This is a genomic window from Gluconobacter cerinus, from assembly GCF_002723935.1.
GTDB classification, from domain to species: domain Bacteria; phylum Pseudomonadota; class Alphaproteobacteria; order Acetobacterales; family Acetobacteraceae; genus Gluconobacter; species Gluconobacter cerinus.
The window spans coordinates 507,357-523,754 of the sequence record NZ_BEWM01000001.1 but is presented as its reverse complement, the minus strand read 5'-3'; the positions used below and the strand labels follow the sequence as shown (position 1 = coordinate 523,754).

Below are 16,398 nucleotides of genomic sequence, written 5' to 3'. Positions count from 1 at the left end.
TAGTCTTACTTCTTGACAGGAGCCGGTGCCGGAGCGGCCGTGACCGGCTTGCCCTGTGCGTCGAAGTGAACAACCTTCACCTGGGATTCAGCCTGCTGAACGATCTGGCGAACCTTCTCGCGGATCAGTTCCTGACGGACCTGGTCATGGATCTGGTCAAAGCTCGGGATCGGAGCCGTGCGGGAGCCCAGAACCTGAATCACGTGGTAACCGTACTGCGTGTGAACCGGCGTCTGGGAGATTGTGTTCGGCTTCATGGAGAAAGCGGCTTCAGAGAAAGCCGGCAGCATGTCGCCCTTCTTGAACCAGCCCAGATCGCCACCATTGGCACCAGCGGAGCCCTTGTCCTTGGACAGCTGGCCAGCAAGCTTGGCGAAGTCAGCGCCCTTGTTGAGCTGGGCGATGATGTCCTTGGCCTGAGCTTCCGTCTCCACCAGAATGTGGCGAGCGTGGACTTCCTGCTCTGGCTTCTGGTTGGCGTAATGCGTCTGGTAGTAGTCGTGCAGGGCAGCATCCGTGATCTGCGGGCCAACCTTGGTTTCAAGATAAGCATTCTGCAGCGCGCTGTTGGCGGCGTTCTGCATGGCTTCCTTGACTTCAGGCTTGTTGGTCAGGCCTTCCTTGCCAGCGGCAATCTGGATTGCCTTCTGATCGACGAGCTGGTTGACCAGCAGCGGAATCAGCATGGACGGCTGAAGCTGACGAGCCTGCGGCGGCAGGTTGCCAGCAGCCTGCTGAACGTCACCCAAGGTAATTTTTTCGCCGTTAACGGTTGCAATCACCATGTCCGGGTTCGGAGCAGGTGCAGCAGCCGGGGCCGGAGCGGTTGCAGCAGGTGCGGCCGGAGCAGCAAATGCGAGGGGAGCCGAAACCGACGTGCCAGCCAGAAGAGCTGCACAGGCGAGAGTGGAGCGGGAAAGCCGCATGAAAATACCTCGGACCATAAAGAATAAGAAAAAACGAATGGACTGCACCATGACAAAGGCCGCTCAACCCTGCAAGTGCGCGCACCCTTACCATTCCGTCACGTAGCGGAAATGGGTATTTTGAGGGCCTTCTCTGGTCCCTCTCCATTGACCCATGGGCACACGGGTCCTATCTCCACCTGACGTGAAAATCGTCATTGCCCGGTTTGGGAGGTCTTTCCGATGGTGGAAAGAGCTTTTCCGGCCGGGTGCTCGGCATCTCAAGGTTCAGCATGTTCGCACGCCTCGCACGCGCCCTTTTCGGCTCCGCCAATGATCGTTCGCTCAAGGCGTATCAGCGCCGTGTGCCGGAGATCAACGCTCTGGAGCCCACGGTTCAGGGGCTCAGTGACGAGCAGCTTCAGCACAAGACTGTAGAGTTCAAGGAGCGGGTCGCCCAAGGCGAAACCCTTGATAAACTGCTGCCTGAAGCTTTTGCCGTCTGCCGTGAGGCCTCCCGCCGTGTTCTGGGCAAGCGTCATTTTGACGTGCAGCTGATCGGCGCGATGGTTCTGCATGACGGTCGCATTGCGGAAATGCGGACCGGTGAGGGCAAGACCCTTGTTGCAACGCTGGCTGTTTACCTGAACGCGCTGTCCGGCAAGGGCGTGCATGTTGTGACGGTGAACGATTATCTGGCCCGTCGTGATGCCGAGGAAATGTCTGTTCTTTACAGCTTCCTCGGTCTGACAACCGGCGTGATCATCCCGAATCTGGGGGATGAGGAACGTCGTGAAGCTTACGCAGCAGATATTACTTACGGAACGAACAACGAGTTCGGGTTCGATTATCTGCGCGACAATATGAAATATTCGCTCGGCGATATGGTGCAGCGTCCGTTCAACCACGCGATCGTGGATGAGGTGGATAGCATCCTGATCGACGAAGCCCGGACGCCGCTGATCATTTCTGGCCCGGCAGATGACAGCTCCGACCTTTATCGGACTGTTGATGCGGTTGTGGCCAAGCTGGTGCTGGAGCCGGAAGCTTACGACAAGGATGAGAAGCTGCGCAGTGTTACGCTGACGGAAGCTGGCTCACACCGTATCGAAGAGCTACTAAACCAGGACGGTGTTCTGCAGGAAGGTGGTCTGTACGACATTCATAACGTGGCTGTTGTTCACCACGTTCAGCAGTCGCTTCGCGCCTATACGCTGTTCACGCGGGACGTTGATTACATCGTCCGTGACGGCAAGGTGATCATCATTGATGAATTCACCGGACGTATGATGGACGGCCGTCGTTATTCCGATGGCCTACATCAGGCTCTGGAAGCGAAAGAGCACGTCGAGATCCAGCAGGAAAACCAGACGCTCGCATCCATCACATTCCAGAACTACTTCCGCCTGTATCCGAAGCTCTCCGGCATGACGGGTACGGCTATGACGGAAGCGGATGAGTTCGCGGAAATCTATAACCTGACGGTTGTTGAAATTCCGACGAACCGTGCCGTCAAGCGGATTGATACGGACGATGAAGTCTATCTGACTGCGGGCGAAAAATATAACGCCGTTGCAGATCTGATCCAGGAAGTGAGCGCCAAGGGGCAGCCAATTCTGGTGGGGACGACGTCCATCGAAAGAAGCGAGTACCTTTCCAGCATTCTGGATCAGCGCGGCATCAAGCACAGCGTGCTCAATGCGCGTCATCATGAGAAAGAAGCCAGCATCATCGCGCAGGCTGGTGCGCCGGGTGCCATTACGATTGCCACCAACATGGCGGGTCGTGGAACGGACATCAAACTGGGCGGCAACATCGAGATGCTGACCCATGCTTACACGGATGGGATCGAGGATGACGCAGAGCGTGCGCGCATCACCGAAGAAATCCGTGCAGCCGTTGAAGCCAATCATGGCGCGGTTCATGAATCCGGCGGCCTATACGTCATCGGGACGGAGCGGCATGAGAGCCGTCGTGTTGATAACCAGTTGCGTGGCCGTTCGGGACGTCAGGGTGATCCGGGGAATTCCCGCTTCTTCCTGTCCCTCGAAGACGATCTGATCCGCATTTTCTCTGGCGACCGTATGGGCGCGATGATGCAGAAGATGGGCCTGAAGGAAGGGGAGGCGATTGTTCACCCCTGGCTGAACAAGGCCGTCGAGAAGGCTCAGAAGCGCGTTGAAGCCCGTAACTTCGACATGCGCAAGAACACGCTGAAATACGACGACGTCATGAATGACCAGCGCAAGGAAGTGTATTCCCAGCGCAAGGAATATATGTCGTCCGAAGATCTGTCGGGTGTGATTGCGGAACTGCGCCTGCACACAATTGAAGATCTGGTTCATGCCCATATTCCTGAGAAATCCTTTGCCGAGGCTTGGGATACGGCTGGGCTCACTGCTGAAATTTCCCGCGTCCTGAATCTCGAACTTCCGATCGCTGACTGGGCGAAGGAAGACGGTATGGACGCTGACAGCGTGATCGAGCGCGTGGAAGCCGAAGCCCAGAAGGCTCAGGCTGCCCGGACGGCCAATATGGGGCCGGACCTTATGCGCATGATCGAGAAGCAGGTTGTTCTCACCACGTTCGATGCCGTCTGGAAAGAGCATCTGCATGGGCTGGATCAGCTTCGCCAGGGTATCGGCCTGCGTGCGTATGGTCAGCGGGATCCGCTGAACGAATACAAGCAGGAAGCCTTCCAGATGTTCACGGCGATGCTGGATGACATGCGCCTGCGTGTGACGCAGACGATGTGCCGGATCCAGGCTGTGAGTGAGCCGCCACCGTATCCGGTGGTCGATAGCTCTGCACACCATGAAAGCTTCGAAGCGCCGCCAGCAGCGCCCGCACTGACGCAGCCAGAGCCTGTTGTGAGCTTTGCAGCGCCGCAGGCACAGTTTGCGGCTGCTGGCTCAGTTAACGAGCCGGATGCAGCGACGCTTCAGCAGTGGTATGAAGAAACGCCGCGCAATGCGCTTTGCCCGTGTGGCTCGGGCCAGAAGTTCAAACACTGTCATGGCAGGCTCGTCTGAGCCTCTGACACCCGTAGAGGAAGGAGCGACCGATGGCCGGTCATTCACAGTTTAAGAACATCATGCACCGTAAAGGTGCGCAGGATGCCAAGCGCGCCAAGCAGTTCGCCAAGATCCTGCGTGAAATCACGGTTGCAGCGCGGTCCGGTCTGCCTGACCCGGCATCCAACCCGCGTCTGCGTGCTGCTGTCACCGCAGCGCGTGAAGCGAATATGCCGAAAGATAACGTCGAGCGTGCCATCAAGAAGGCATCTGGTGCTGCTGGCGGCGAAGACTATGTGGAAGTGCGCTACGAAGGCTACGGCCCGGCTGGCGTGGCGATCATCGTCGAAGGCCTGACCGACAACCGGAACCGGACGGCTGGTGAAGTTCGGGCAGCGTTCTCCAAGCATGGCGGCTCGCTGGGTGAATCGAACTCCGTGTCCTTCATGTTCCAGCGCCTGGGTGTTGTGACGTATCCGGTCGATGCCGCCTCTGAAGACGAGATGCTGGAAGCCGCCATTGAGGCTGGTGCGGATAATGCCGTGCTGACCGAGGAAGGGCACGAGATCACCTGCGAGATGGAAAACTTCTTCGCAGTGCGTGACGCTCTTGAAGGTCGTTTCGGCGAGCCACAGTCCGCCAAGCTCGACTGGCGCCCGGAAAACAGCATTTCTCTGGACGAAGAGAAGGCCCGGACAGTTCTGAAGCTGATCGACGTTCTGGAAGATAACGACGATATTCAGGCTGTTTACGCCAACTTTGACCTTCCAGACGATGTGGCGCAGGCGCTCGCCGCTTGATCCGTCTGATGGGAATAGACCCCGGCCTGCGTTTCATGGGCTGGGGAATTATTGATGTGGATGGCAACCGCCTGAAGCATGTGGCCTCTGGTGTGATTGCGACGGATGGTCATGAATCGGTTCCCCTGCGGCTCTGTGAGCTGCACGGGAAACTCCAGAACCTGATCCGTGAGTATGCTCCCGCCGAGGCGGCGGTTGAGGAAACTTACGTAAACCGCAATGGCTCTTCCACGCTCAAGCTCGGTTATGCACGTGGCGTGGCGCTTTTGACGCCCGCTTACGAAGGCCTTCCGGTAGCGGAATATGGCGCTATGACAGTCAAGAAATCTGTTGTGGGAACCGGGTCTGCCACGAAGGAACAGGTCACGATGATGGTGAAGCGGCTATTGCCCGGCGTCGCCATCTACAAGGCCGATGCTTCGGATGCGCTGGCTGTAGCGATCTGCCATGCCCATTATCGTGCAAGTGCGGCCTATGTAACGGCTGGAAGGCGGATGGCGTGATTGGACAGCTTACAGGGCTTGTCGGGCAGATCGAAGGAGAGCGCTGCATCGTTGACGTCAATGGCGTTGGTTATGTGGTGTCAGCGTCAACACGCACACTCTCATCCGTTCCGCAGCCTCCGGAAGTCGTGCGTCTTCTGATCGAAACCGTTGTTCGGGAAGACGCGATCCTTCTGTATGGGTTCGTGACAACGGACGAACGTGAGTGGTTCCGCCTGTTGACGACCGTGCAAGGTGTGGGTGCCAAGGTCGCGCTGGCGATCCTTTCGGCCAACTCTCCCGGTGAGCTTCTCTTGGCAATCAATGCGGGCGATCGTGGTTCTCTGACGCGGGCGGCAGGTGTCGGCCCTCGTCTTGCCGATCGAATTCTGAGCGAACTTCGCAACAAAGTCGCCAAGATGCCCGGTGGTGGCGCGTCCGCCCCTATGCCAGGCGTGGTGACCGGGCCAAACGTCGAGAATGATGCGCTCCTGGCTCTGGCTGGTCTCGGCTTTCGGCGGGCAGAGGCGTGGCCTGTTCTCAGTCGTGTTCTGGCCGAAAACGAAAATGCCTCGCTTGATCTGGCAATTCGCCTTTGCCTGAAGGATCTCGCCCGATGAGCGAATTTCGTGAAACGGACGCCGCGCGGCTGCCGGACGATATTGCCGAAGGCGGCTTGCGGCCTGAAACGCTAGCGGATTTTACAGGGCAAAAAGCAAGCCGTGAAAATCTGGCTATCTTCATCGAGGCAACAAAGGCCCGTGGGGATGCCTTGGATCACGTGTTGCTGCATGGACCGCCAGGTCTGGGGAAGACGACACTAGCGCAGATTGTGGCGCGTGAATTGGGCGTTGGATTTCGGGCGACATCTGGGCCGGTGATTCAGCGCGCTGGAGACCTTGCGGCAATCCTGACAAATCTCCAGCCTCGTGATGTGCTGTTCATCGATGAAATTCATCGTCTTCAGCCGGCGATCGAGGAAATTCTCTATCCGGCGATGGAAGATTTCCAGCTCGACCTGATTATCGGGGAAGGGCCGGCAGCACGTTCGGTGCGGATTGATCTGGCGCCGTTCACGCTTGTAGCTGCGACAACCCGTGCAGGCCTGTTGGCAACGCCTCTTCGGGATCGTTTTGGTATTCCCCTGCGGTTGGTGTTCTACACGCCGGAAGAGTTGCGGGCGATCGTATCACGCGGCGCCACGAAGCTCGGGGTTCATCTGAATGATGACGGAGCAGAGGAAATTGCCCGTCGTTCTCGCGGCACGCCCCGTATCGCGGGCCGTCTTCTGCGCCGTGTTCGGGATTTTGCGCTTGTCGCGAAGAAGCCGATCATTGATCGCGCAACGGCTGATGCCGCACTTTCCCGTCTTGAAGTTGATGAGCGCGGTCTGGATGCGATGGACCGCCGCTATCTGCAGCGTATCGCAGAGCACCACCATGGTGGCCCTGTAGGTGTTGAGACGCTGGCTGCCGGTCTGGCAGAGGCGCGTGACACACTGGAAGACGTCATCGAGCCTTATCTGATTCAGGAGGGGCTCATCCTGCGGACAGCGCGGGGGCGCATGCTGGGTGAGGCTGGGTGGAGACATCTGGGCCTGAACCCGCCAGCGAGCCAGGTTGATCTTCTGTCCGGGCTCGACGACGACACGGCAGGCTGAAGAGCTACTGCCAATGAGCGGAGAAACTGATGGCAACGCATAAGATCCGTTTCCGGGTTTATTATGAAGACACGGATGCAGGTGGCATCGTCTATCATGCCCGCTATCTCGGCTTTGCGGAACGTGCGCGCAGTGAAGCCATGCGCGATGCAGGGGCTTCGGTGACGGAGCTTCTGCGCGATTTTGGTCTGGCGTTTGTCGTGCGGCAAGTTGGGGTGCGTTATCGCGCGCCGTTGCGACTCGATGATGAAATGGAAATCGAGACAGCGCTGGTTGCAATGACGCCAACGCGGTTGAAACTTGAACAAACTGTTCGAAACAGCACGAATGGCAACGAAACCGCCGTCGTCATTGACGTAGAGCTGGCGTGTCTTTCTGCTGAAGCCATGAAACCTGCCAAAATTCCGCCTCGGTGGTGTGATGCTGTTCGAAAACTCGAGGCTGGAGAGGTCTGACCCACTTTCCTGTTTCCTCACGAAGTGCAATGGAGAGTCTTGACCCGTAAGGGACAGGATCTGGACAGGAGAGAACAGTGGATCATGAGGTAAGTTCGAGTGCGCTTGGGGCGGTCGGTGCGGCCGGTCTGTCGCCTCTGGACCTGTTCCTGCACGCGTCCATCGTCGTTAAGCTGGTCATGGTCGGGCTCGTCCTGTGCAGTGCAGGCGTGTGGGCGATCATTGCGGAAAAAATCCTTCTGATGCGTCGCGTCAATCGCGAAGCAACGGAATTTGAAGACCGTTTCTGGTCCGGCGGTTCGCTGGACGACCTTTACGAATCTGATGGCGCACGCCCGACTCATCCGATGGCTGCCGTGTTCGGCGCTGCCATGGGCGAATGGCGTCGTTCGGCACGGATTGTCGGAATTGATCTGGCGCGCGGTGGCGTGCGGGACCGTATCGACCGTGCCATCAACATCACCGTTTCGCGCGAAAACGACCGTCTGGGTCGCCGCGTGATTTTCCTTGCCACGATTGGCCCGGTTGCGCCGTTCGTCGGACTGTTCGGAACGGTCTGGGGTATCATGCATGCGTTCGGCTCGATCGCTGCCATGCACAACACCAACCTCTCCGTTGTGGCCCCGGGTATTTCTGAAGCTCTGTTCGCAACGGCGATCGGTCTTGTGACCGCTATCCCAGCCTATGTGGCCTATAACGTCATCAGCAACTCGCTGGACAAGTTCGCGGACCGCATGGATGCGTTCGGGACCGAATTTGCCGCCATTCTTTCCCGTCAGTCGGAAGAACGTGCGGACGAGACGTCCAGCGGGAAGGCCTGATCCATGGGGATGTCCGCTGGAGGAGGTGGGCGTATGGGTGGCCGTCGTCGGCGCCCCGCGTCTGAGATCAACGTTACGCCGCTTGTGGACGTCATGCTGGTGCTGCTCATCATTTTCATGGTGACGGCGCCGATGATGACCAGTGGCGTCAATGTCGATCTGCCCAAGACGGATGCCAGCCCGGTCAATGCTGACACCAAGCCGATCACGGTTTCCCTGCGCAACGATGGTTCGTTGTATCTGGGGGAAGACCCGATCACACCCGAGCAGCTTGTGGACCAGCTCAAGGTCCAGTCCCAGAACGATCCGAACCATCGGATCTTTGTCCGGGCTGATGCACATATCGACTATGGTCGCGTGATGCAGGTCATGGGACAGATTACGTCTGGCGGCTTTACGCATGTGGCACTGCTGGCTCAGCAGCCTCAGAGCGGCCAGTAAGAGGACACCGCAGTGGTGCGTCCACGTCGTTCGGACAGGCGTCGCTTTCGCAACGCGCTTCTGGGTTCAGTCGGTGTCCATGCGGCACTGATCCTGTACCTGGTTGTGCGGATCCCGTTCGAGAAACCACCTGAACCGCCGGAGCCTCCGGCGGTGCAGATGGAATTTGAGGAGGCAGGGCCTCCCACCCATCCCATCAAGGCTGACCATCCGGCTCCGAAGCCGGCTCCTGCGCCTGCGCCCGTGAAGAACGAGGCTCCTCCGTCTCCGACGCCTCCTCTGAAGGCGCCGACGGAAGAACCGCCTCCGCCACCACCGCCGCCGCAGCCTGTTCCGCCTACGCCTGAGACAAAGCCTCAGCCTCTGCCGCCGACGAAGCTTCCGCCAAAAATTACGGAGTCGTCGCCTGAGCCTGTTCCTGCGTCTCCGCCGAAGCCGTCTCCGCCGTCTAAGTCTGCAATGGTGGCTCCCCCGAGCCCGCAGACACAGAAGGCTGACAAGCTGCCGGATACGCCGAAGTTCTCGCATTTGACCCAGCCGAATGCGTCCAAGAATACGCAGGCGGACAGTCACTCCCTGCTGGCCACACTGGATAGTTTCCGGTCTGACCAGAAGCAGACGCATGCACCCAAGGCGAAGGCCAATCCGCCACAGGGTGGTGCGCCGGATGGCGGCGGTGTGCCGAATGGCGATATCACCAAGTCTCTGTCCATGGCGGATCAGAAGGCGATCGGTGGCTCCGTGCGGCGTTGCTACACGGAAGACACGGAAGCGCGGAACTATGCGAGCTTTGTCGCGCATCTGATTGTGACGGTGGATGCAACGGGTGAGGCGCGTCTTGTGAAGTATGCTCCTGATACGGCAGCGAAGATGGCGTCAGACCCATCCTATCGTGTGCTGGCCGAGCGTGCGCGGGATGCGGTTCTGAGCCCGACCTGTGCCCATCTCCCCATTCCTTCCAACCTGCTAGGCCAGACGCATCAGCTGCGTTTTGTCTTCAGGCCGTAAACCCTAGAGGAATCATCATGACCTTCATTTCCGATTCCGAAGCTGATGCTCTGAGCGCGCTGCTGTCGCGCCGTTCCATCCTCGGTGCCACAGCCGCGGCTGGTGGTCTTCTTGCAACCCCGCTTTCTGCTTTTGCGCAAGGAACTGCGGCCGGTGGGGCTGGGGAAGCTGAAATTACTGTTGATCAGGCTCGTCAGGCGCCTATCCCCATTGTCATTCCGAGCTTTGGTGCCGGAATGGGTGAACAGATCTCCAGTGTCATTTCTTCCGATCTGGCTGGGACTGGCCTGTTCAAAGTGATGACAGGCGATGTGTCGCCCAGTGGCACGCCGGATTTCAGTGCGCTCAAGGCTCAGGGCGCGCGCGCTGCTGTTGCCGGACGTGCAGTTGGTTCGGGCAGTGTTCGCGTTGAGATGCGCCTGTGGAATGTTGTTGCCGGTGAGCAGCTTCAGGGTACGGCCTATACGGCGTCGCCATCCAACTGGCGTCGGATTGCACATATTATTGCTGACGTGATTTACGAGCGGATGTTGGGCGAGAAGGGGTACTTCGATACCCGTATCGCTTATATTGCCCGTACAGGTCCGCGCCGTCATCAGATCACCCGTTTGGCGCTGATGGATCAGGACGGGTTCAATTCCCGAATGCTGACAGGCGGCCAGTGGCTGACCCTGACACCGCGTTTTAACCCGGCGCGCGATCAGGTTGCGTTCATGTCGTATGCGAACAACCGTCCGCGCGTGTATCTGTTTGATCTGGGCTCTGGCCGTCAGCAGATGCTGGGTGAGTTTGACGGCATTTCCTTCGCGCCGCGCTTCTCTCCGGATGGAAGCCGCGTTGTTCTGTCTGCAACGCGCGGTGGTGGATCTGACATCTTTGTTGTAGATCTGGCCTCCCGCAGCAAGCATCAGATCACCAGCTCTGGTGGTGCGATTGATACCAGCCCGTGCTTCAGCCCGGATGGCAGCCAGATCGTGTTCAACTCCGATCGTGGTGGCAGCCCGCAGCTTTACATCATGGGAGCATCGGGCGGTGGTGCACGCCGGATTTCCTATGGCTCCGGCCAGTATGGATCTCCGGTCTGGTCACCTCGTGGCGATCTGATTGCCTTTACCCGCATTGGGCATGGTGGCTTCTCTCTGGGCGTCATGAACCCGGATGGTACGGGTGAACGTATCCTGACGCAGGGCTTTACTGTCGAGTCTCCGACGTTCTGCCCGAATGGCCGTGTGCTGGCGTTCTGCCGTCAAAGCGCTTCGGGTGCGGGCGGTGCCGGGTTTGCATCTGGCATCGGTACAATCGACATCACGGGCTTCAATGAGCGCCCAATTCGCACGGCAACAGGGGCTTCTGATCCAGCCTGGTCTCCACTGAACGGCTGATCAGCTTTTTTCCCTCCCCGTTGGCAACGATCAACGGGGAGTATTTTGCCCTGAACAGATCTGGAGCGTTCGCTCGATCACACAGGGGCACGAAACATCTGTCCTGATGAAATGCGTAAAAAATGGGTTTGAACGGAGTCGATTTTGGGCGTTCTCTCCAGGTGTCAGAGTCCGGCGTTCCATCGCATCTTCTGTAAATCGACTTTAGCGCCTCAGCTCCCGGATTGAATGTGCCCCGCATGCGGCGCTTGGCTGATACGCAAGGCTTGCATGAGGATAAAACGATTAAAGAATGTTCAGCAAAACAACTGGCAGAATTCCGCCACATTCCTGTCTAACTGCTGTGACATTTATGTTGCATTTTCTAGTTTCGAAACAGAATCGTTCTCTGGCTCGGGGGTAGGCCCTCACAGGATGCTTGACCCCGGATTTAAGTCATGGGTATGGGCGCTAGTGGCCAGTGCTTTTCCAGTGGGTCGCAGAGAGTTCGTAAAGGATTCTTGAGCGTTCCTGAGTGGAAGGGTGTGTGGTCCGGAACAACGCGGCAATATGCCGCATTTCGGTTTCTGATACGGAACCGTTCTCAGGGTTGAGACACATGAAGTTCAAGGTGTTTGGTGCGCTTGGTCTGGCGCTTGTTCTCGCAGCCTGCTCCGACGGCAAAACCGATACGGGCAACAGCACCGGTGCTGGCGCAGCCACGCAGGAAGCCGGCCCGACGCCGGGCAGCGAAGCTGACCTGGTTGCCAATGTTGGCGACCGTATCTTCTACGAGCTGAATGTATCCCAGCTTTCTGAAGAAGCTCGTGCGACGCTGGATAAGCAGGTTGCATGGCTTGCGAAGTACCCGCAGGTCAGCGTTCAGATCGCTGGTAACTGCGATGATCGCGGCACCGAAGAATACAACATTGCTCTCGGCCAGCGTCGTGCGAATGCTGCTCGTGACTACCTTGTTGCCAAGGGCGTGAGCGCTTCCCGCATCACGACGATTTCCTACGGCAAGGATCGTCCGACGGCTGACGGTGACGATGAAGCCTCATGGGCTCAGAACCGTAACGCGATCACCTCGGTTCGCTGAACCCAGGTCATCCGTCTGACGGACTGACAGTTTGAACGGCCGGGGGAGTTTATCCCCCGGCCGTTTCTGTTTTAAGACTGTTCATCAGCCGAACTCGCCGGTGATTGCGAGAGGGCGCTCAGGCCGGGCGTCGAACATGTTTCAGGAGATCTTGCATGGCCCTGTCCCGTCCCCTCCGTGCCGTCATGCTCGGAACGGCGCTTTCTGTGCTTTGTCCTGTCCTGCCAGTCATGGCTCAGGACGCGTCAGATGGTGGGGGTATTTCCTCCCGCGAGGCGATTGCCCTTCAGGATGAAATTGCCTCATTGCGGCAGCAGCTTTCGCAGATCCAGAATAGTGGGCCTTTGCCTGCGCCAAGTTCGTCATCATCGCGTGGTTCCTCCTCTTCGGGAACTGATGGCAACATGACGGCCCAGCTTCTCGAGCGTGTTGCTGCGCTTGAAGAGCAGAACCGTCAGATGCGGGGTGAGCTGGATCAGCTCAGCAATGCGCAGAAGGAAACGCAGGCCAATCTGTCCAAGCAGATTTCTGACATGCAGTTCGCCTCCCAGAATGGTGGCAGTGGAGGTGGAGCATCTGCTCCTGCCGCCGCCGGTGCTGCTGTGGCCTCGTCTAAAGCAGCAGAGACGGCGCCTGCGTCTTCCGATGAGGCCCCCAAAACGGCTCTTGAAGCTTTGAAGGCCGGCAATGCTGCCCTCAAGGCTGGCAAGTATGAAGATGCTGAAACGAATGCACGCTTTGCCGTGAAGACCGCCAAAAGCGCTTCGGGTAAAATGGATTCTCAGTTCCTGCTGGCTCAGTCCCTAGCGGGGCAGAAGCAGTATCGTGAGTCTGCAGTCGCCTATTACGACGCCTACAATAAAGCTCCGAAAACGCCGAAAGCACAGGACTCCCTCCTGGGTGTTGCGGCTTCTCTGCTGGCTATGGGCGATAAGAACTCGGCCTGTCAGGCACTTGATAAGCTGAAGACCGAATTCCCGACACCGACGCCTCGCGTCAAATCGGCAGCAGCGACGTTCCGTGGGCGTGCAGCCTGTCACTGATGTAAAAACTCCCATCCAGGCGGCAGAGTTTTCTGCCTGGATGGAGTCTTTGGGGCCTTGGTTGCCTGATGCGCCAATCGCGCCGGTCGGGCTTGCAGTTTCCGGAGGCGCAGACTCTCTGGCGCTGGCATGGCTTGCACGGCGCTGGCGCCAGTATGTTCTCGCCTTCATTGTTGACCATGCCCTGCGTCCCGAGTCCGCAGCAGAAGCGAGACTAACGGCTCAAAGGCTGTCCGAGATGGGGGTGGAAGCCCGGGTATTAACTCTGGGGCCATTTCCAAAGGGGCGGCTTCAGGAGCGAGCCCGGGATGCGAGATTTGATACTCTGGAACGGGCATGTGTCGACGCAGGGTGCCTGGACCTTCTGGTGGCGCACCATCTTCATGACCAGGATGAAACCGTCTCGATGCGGCATGGTGCTGGAAGCGGACAGGCCGGTTTGGCTGGGATTGCTGCCTCTGCCATTCGGGGGCGGATCAGGATTGTTCGGCCGTTGTTGGCCTGTCATCCCGAACGCCTGAGAGGGACGCTGCGAGCTGCCAGCCTGAGTTGGGTCGAAGATCCTTCCAATCAGAATCGTCGATTTGAACGGGTGCGATGGCGCCAGGATCTGACACAGAGCGAGCGGACTCAAGCTCGCGAGTGGCAAGCAGGCGCCGTACTGAACCGCGCGGTAAGAGACGCTGGTTTAGCTGACTTACTGGCGAATGAGGCCGTATGGCATCCTGCGGGCTGGGTTTTCTTAAGAAAAAACGGCGTTTGCGAGGACAGCGTGTCTGCTCTGGTACGGTTGGTCTCTGGCAGTCGTTATCGCCCATCGCGTGAGAAAGTCCTGTCACTCATAAAGCAGGGACGAGGCTCACTCGGGGGCGTGATCATGCGGACAGCAGGGCGATTTGGGGACGGCGTTATCTTTGTCAGAGAAATGCGATCTGTAGAGGCATCTGTCTGTGCTGCCGGGCAGCCTCTCTGGGATGGGCGCTGGCGATGCCTGCAAGAGGATGTGCCTGAAGGAACTCTTATTGGAGCTCTTGGAAGTGGGGCGCAGGGTCTTGATGCCAGACGATTGGGAATTCCTGTCGAAGCATTACAGGCACTCCCCGCTCTCTGGCGCGACGGCTATGTCATAGGGTTGCCAGATTTTCTGGAAAGGGCCGGAACGGTTCCATTCGTCTGGGCTGGCGGGGTTCCAGTTACCGGCGAAAACGGCGTAAATGGGTGAAAAGCGTACCAAAATGCGTGGAAATGCGTTTTCCTGCCCTTGGTGGGGTAGGATCATGGGCAGGACCGCCTATGTTATGAAGTCAACGCAGACTATGACGTCGGCCTGTTGAGATGATGAAGCCCCGCTGCATCTGACGGACAGTCTGAAGGACGACAGAGAACGAGATGAACAATTTAGGCCGTAACGTTGCGATCTGGGTGGTCATCATCATGGTCGGAATGGCAGTGCTGACCGCCTTCCAGCCCGGTGGAAGCCAGCATGCTGCCCAGCAGATCGCCTATTCCGATTTTGTCCATGATGTGGACGAGCACCAGGTGCGCTCGGTGGTTATCCAGGAACAGAATATTTCTGGAACACTGACGAACGGTACCTCCTTCGAAACCTATGCACCGATGGATCCGGGCCTTCCGGCTCGTCTGACCGGCGCGGGTGTTGAAGTGACAGCCAAGCCAATGGATAGCGGTGAGAACTCCATCCTGCGGTATGTGGGAAATTATCTTCCCGTTCTTCTGCTTGTTGGCCTGTGCTTTATGGTGTTTCGCCAGATGCAGGCCGGTGGTGGCCGTGCGATGGGTTTTGGCAAGTCCAAGGCTCGTCTGCTGACGGAAAAGACGGGCCGCGTCACATTTGATGATGTGGCAGGTATCGATGAAGCCAAGGCTGAGCTCGAGGAAATCGTCGAATTCCTGAAAGACCCGCAGAAGTTCACGCGTCTGGGTGGCAAGATCCCCAAGGGCGCCCTGCTGGTCGGCCCTCCAGGTACGGGTAAGACGCTTCTGGCCCGTGCGATTGCTGGTGAAGCCAATGTGCCGTTCTTTACGATTTCCGGTTCGGACTTCGTGGAGATGTTCGTTGGTGTCGGTGCATCCCGTGTGCGTGACATGTTTGAGCAGGGCAAGAAGGCTGCTCCGTGCATCATCTTCATCGATGAAATTGACGCTGTTGGCCGCCATCGTGGTGCCGGTCTTGGTGGCGGCAATGATGAGCGCGAGCAGACCCTTAACCAGATGCTCGTCGAGATGGATGGTTTTGAGAGCAATGAGGGCGTTATCCTGATTGCAGCAACCAACCGTCCGGATGTTCTGGATCCGGCTCTGCTGCGTCCGGGGCGTTTTGATCGTCAAGTCGTTGTGCCGAACCCTGATGTTGCTGGTCGCGAAAAGATCCTGCGCGTTCACATGAAGAAAGTACCGCTGTCTTCAGATGTGGACCCAAAAGTGATTGCTCGTGGTACGCCAGGCTTCTCCGGTGCTGATCTGGCCAATCTTGTGAACGAAGCTGCTCTGATGGCTGCCCGTCAGGGACGCCGCACGGTCGGAATGGCTCAGTTCGAAGAGGCCAAGGACAAAGTCATGATGGGCGCAGAGCGTCGGTCCATGGTCATGACCGAAGATGAAAAGCGCTCGACGGCTTATCATGAGGCTGGTCACGCCATCTGCGCGATCTTCACGCCGGGTAGTGACCCTATTCACAAGGCTACGATTGTGCCGCGTGGGCGCGCTCTGGGGCTGGTGATGACGCTGCCTGAGAAAGACAACATTTCCTACAGCCGGAAATGGTGCCTGGCGCGTCTGGTGATTGCCATGGGTGGCCGTGTGGCTGAAGAAATCATCTTTGGCCCGGAAGAAGTCAGTGCTGGTGCGTCTGGTGATATCAAGAGCGCTACCGATCTGGCTCGCCGAATGGTCACGGAATGGGGCATGAGCGACAAGCTCGGCATGATTTCCTATGGCGATAACGGACAGGAAGTCTTCCTGGGGCACTCTGTCACACAGAACAAAAATCTGTCTGAGCAGACGGCGCGCGATATCGACGTAGAGATCAAGGCTCTGATCGATACGGCTTACCAGCAGGCGCATCATCTGCTTCTGACGCGGATTGATGATCTGCACCGTCTGACAGCGGCTCTGCTCGAGTATGAGACCCTGACCGGAGACGATGTCGGTCGGATCATGCGTGGAGAGGCGATCGAGCGCCCGTCCGATGACGAGCAATTGCCGGATAATCGCCGCGCCTCTGTGCCGACGACGCGTCCGGGTGCGTTTGATCCGGCTCTTCAGGCAGGCTAATCAAACCGTTAACCG

The 16,398-nt window shown here is 58.2% G+C and carries 15 protein-coding genes; 14 read left to right on the top strand and 1 reads right to left on the bottom strand.

Going from position 1 to position 16,398, the window contains the following annotated elements:
• Window positions 1–5: 5 nt before the first annotated feature.
• The gene (locus GCE01_RS02390) at window positions 6–926 is read right to left on the bottom strand and encodes a peptidylprolyl isomerase (RefSeq protein ID WP_099211107.1); all 921 of its coding nucleotides are present in this window, start codon (window positions 924–926) and stop codon (window positions 6–8) included.
• 272 nt (window positions 927–1,198) lie between these two features.
• Here GCE01_RS02390 and secA point away from each other — a divergent pair, with 272 nt between their 5' ends.
• The 14 genes from secA to ftsH all read left to right on the top strand — a co-directional run bounded on the left by secA (window position 1,199) and on the right by ftsH (window position 16,383).
• Complete coding sequence (gene secA / locus GCE01_RS02385) at window positions 1,199–3,937, top strand: preprotein translocase subunit SecA (RefSeq protein ID WP_064274169.1); 2,739 nt, start codon at window positions 1,199–1,201, stop codon at window positions 3,935–3,937.
• A 32-nt stretch (window positions 3,938–3,969) separates the two neighbouring features.
• The gene (locus GCE01_RS02380; RefSeq protein ID WP_046899943.1) at window positions 3,970–4,719 is read left to right on the top strand and encodes a YebC/PmpR family DNA-binding transcriptional regulator; all 750 of its coding nucleotides are present in this window, start codon (window positions 3,970–3,972) and stop codon (window positions 4,717–4,719) included.
• On the top strand, window positions 4,716–5,222 hold the full coding sequence (gene ruvC / locus GCE01_RS02375) for a crossover junction endodeoxyribonuclease RuvC (RefSeq protein ID WP_046899942.1): 507 nt from the start codon (window positions 4,716–4,718) through the stop codon (window positions 5,220–5,222). Before GCE01_RS02380 ends, ruvC begins: the two co-directional genes overlap by 4 nt.
• Window positions 5,219–5,821 (top strand): Holliday junction branch migration protein RuvA, encoded by a 603-nt coding sequence (gene ruvA, locus GCE01_RS02370; protein WP_064273851.1) that lies wholly within the window; start codon window positions 5,219–5,221, stop codon window positions 5,819–5,821. The genes ruvC and ruvA overlap by 4 nt, the downstream gene beginning before the upstream one ends.
• Window positions 5,818–6,861 (top strand): Holliday junction branch migration DNA helicase RuvB, encoded by a 1,044-nt coding sequence (gene ruvB, locus GCE01_RS02365; protein WP_046899940.1) that lies wholly within the window; start codon window positions 5,818–5,820, stop codon window positions 6,859–6,861. Before ruvA ends, ruvB begins: the two co-directional genes overlap by 4 nt.
• Before the next feature lie 29 nt (window positions 6,862–6,890).
• Entirely contained in the window at window positions 6,891–7,316 is a 426-nt protein-coding gene (gene ybgC, locus GCE01_RS02360) for a tol-pal system-associated acyl-CoA thioesterase (RefSeq protein ID WP_046899939.1), read from the top strand.
• Window positions 7,317–7,393: 77 nt separating this feature from the next.
• Window positions 7,394–8,137, top strand: a complete 744-nt coding sequence (gene tolQ / locus GCE01_RS02355; protein WP_046899938.1) for a protein TolQ — start codon at window positions 7,394–7,396, stop codon at window positions 8,135–8,137.
• 3 nt (window positions 8,138–8,140) lie between these two features.
• The gene (tolR, locus tag GCE01_RS02350) at window positions 8,141–8,578 is read left to right on the top strand and encodes a protein TolR (protein ID WP_046899937.1); all 438 of its coding nucleotides are present in this window, start codon (window positions 8,141–8,143) and stop codon (window positions 8,576–8,578) included.
• A gap of 12 nt (window positions 8,579–8,590) precedes the next feature.
• Window positions 8,591–9,586: an energy transducer TonB gene (locus tag GCE01_RS02345; RefSeq protein WP_099210680.1), complete on the top strand. Its 996-nt coding sequence runs from the start codon at window positions 8,591–8,593 to the stop codon at window positions 9,584–9,586.
• A gap of 17 nt (window positions 9,587–9,603) precedes the next feature.
• Window positions 9,604–10,968: a Tol-Pal system beta propeller repeat protein TolB gene (tolB, locus tag GCE01_RS02340; protein ID WP_086634401.1), complete on the top strand. Its 1,365-nt coding sequence runs from the start codon at window positions 9,604–9,606 to the stop codon at window positions 10,966–10,968.
• Window positions 10,969–11,566: 598 nt separating this feature from the next.
• Window positions 11,567–12,046, top strand: a complete 480-nt coding sequence (gene pal / locus GCE01_RS02330; protein ID WP_046899934.1) for a peptidoglycan-associated lipoprotein Pal — start codon at window positions 11,567–11,569, stop codon at window positions 12,044–12,046.
• Window positions 12,047–12,201: 155 nt separating this feature from the next.
• The gene (locus GCE01_RS02325) at window positions 12,202–13,089 is read left to right on the top strand and encodes a tetratricopeptide repeat protein (RefSeq protein ID WP_099210678.1); all 888 of its coding nucleotides are present in this window, start codon (window positions 12,202–12,204) and stop codon (window positions 13,087–13,089) included.
• On the top strand, window positions 13,067–14,311 hold the full coding sequence (gene tilS, locus GCE01_RS02320) for a tRNA lysidine(34) synthetase TilS (protein WP_244591050.1): 1,245 nt from the start codon (window positions 13,067–13,069) through the stop codon (window positions 14,309–14,311). Before GCE01_RS02325 ends, tilS begins: the two co-directional genes overlap by 23 nt.
• A gap of 167 nt (window positions 14,312–14,478) precedes the next feature.
• A complete protein-coding gene (ftsH, locus tag GCE01_RS02315; RefSeq protein ID WP_099210676.1) occupies window positions 14,479–16,383 on the top strand; it encodes an ATP-dependent zinc metalloprotease FtsH in 1,905 nt (634 codons plus the stop codon).
• Window positions 16,384–16,398: the final 15 nt, after the last annotated feature.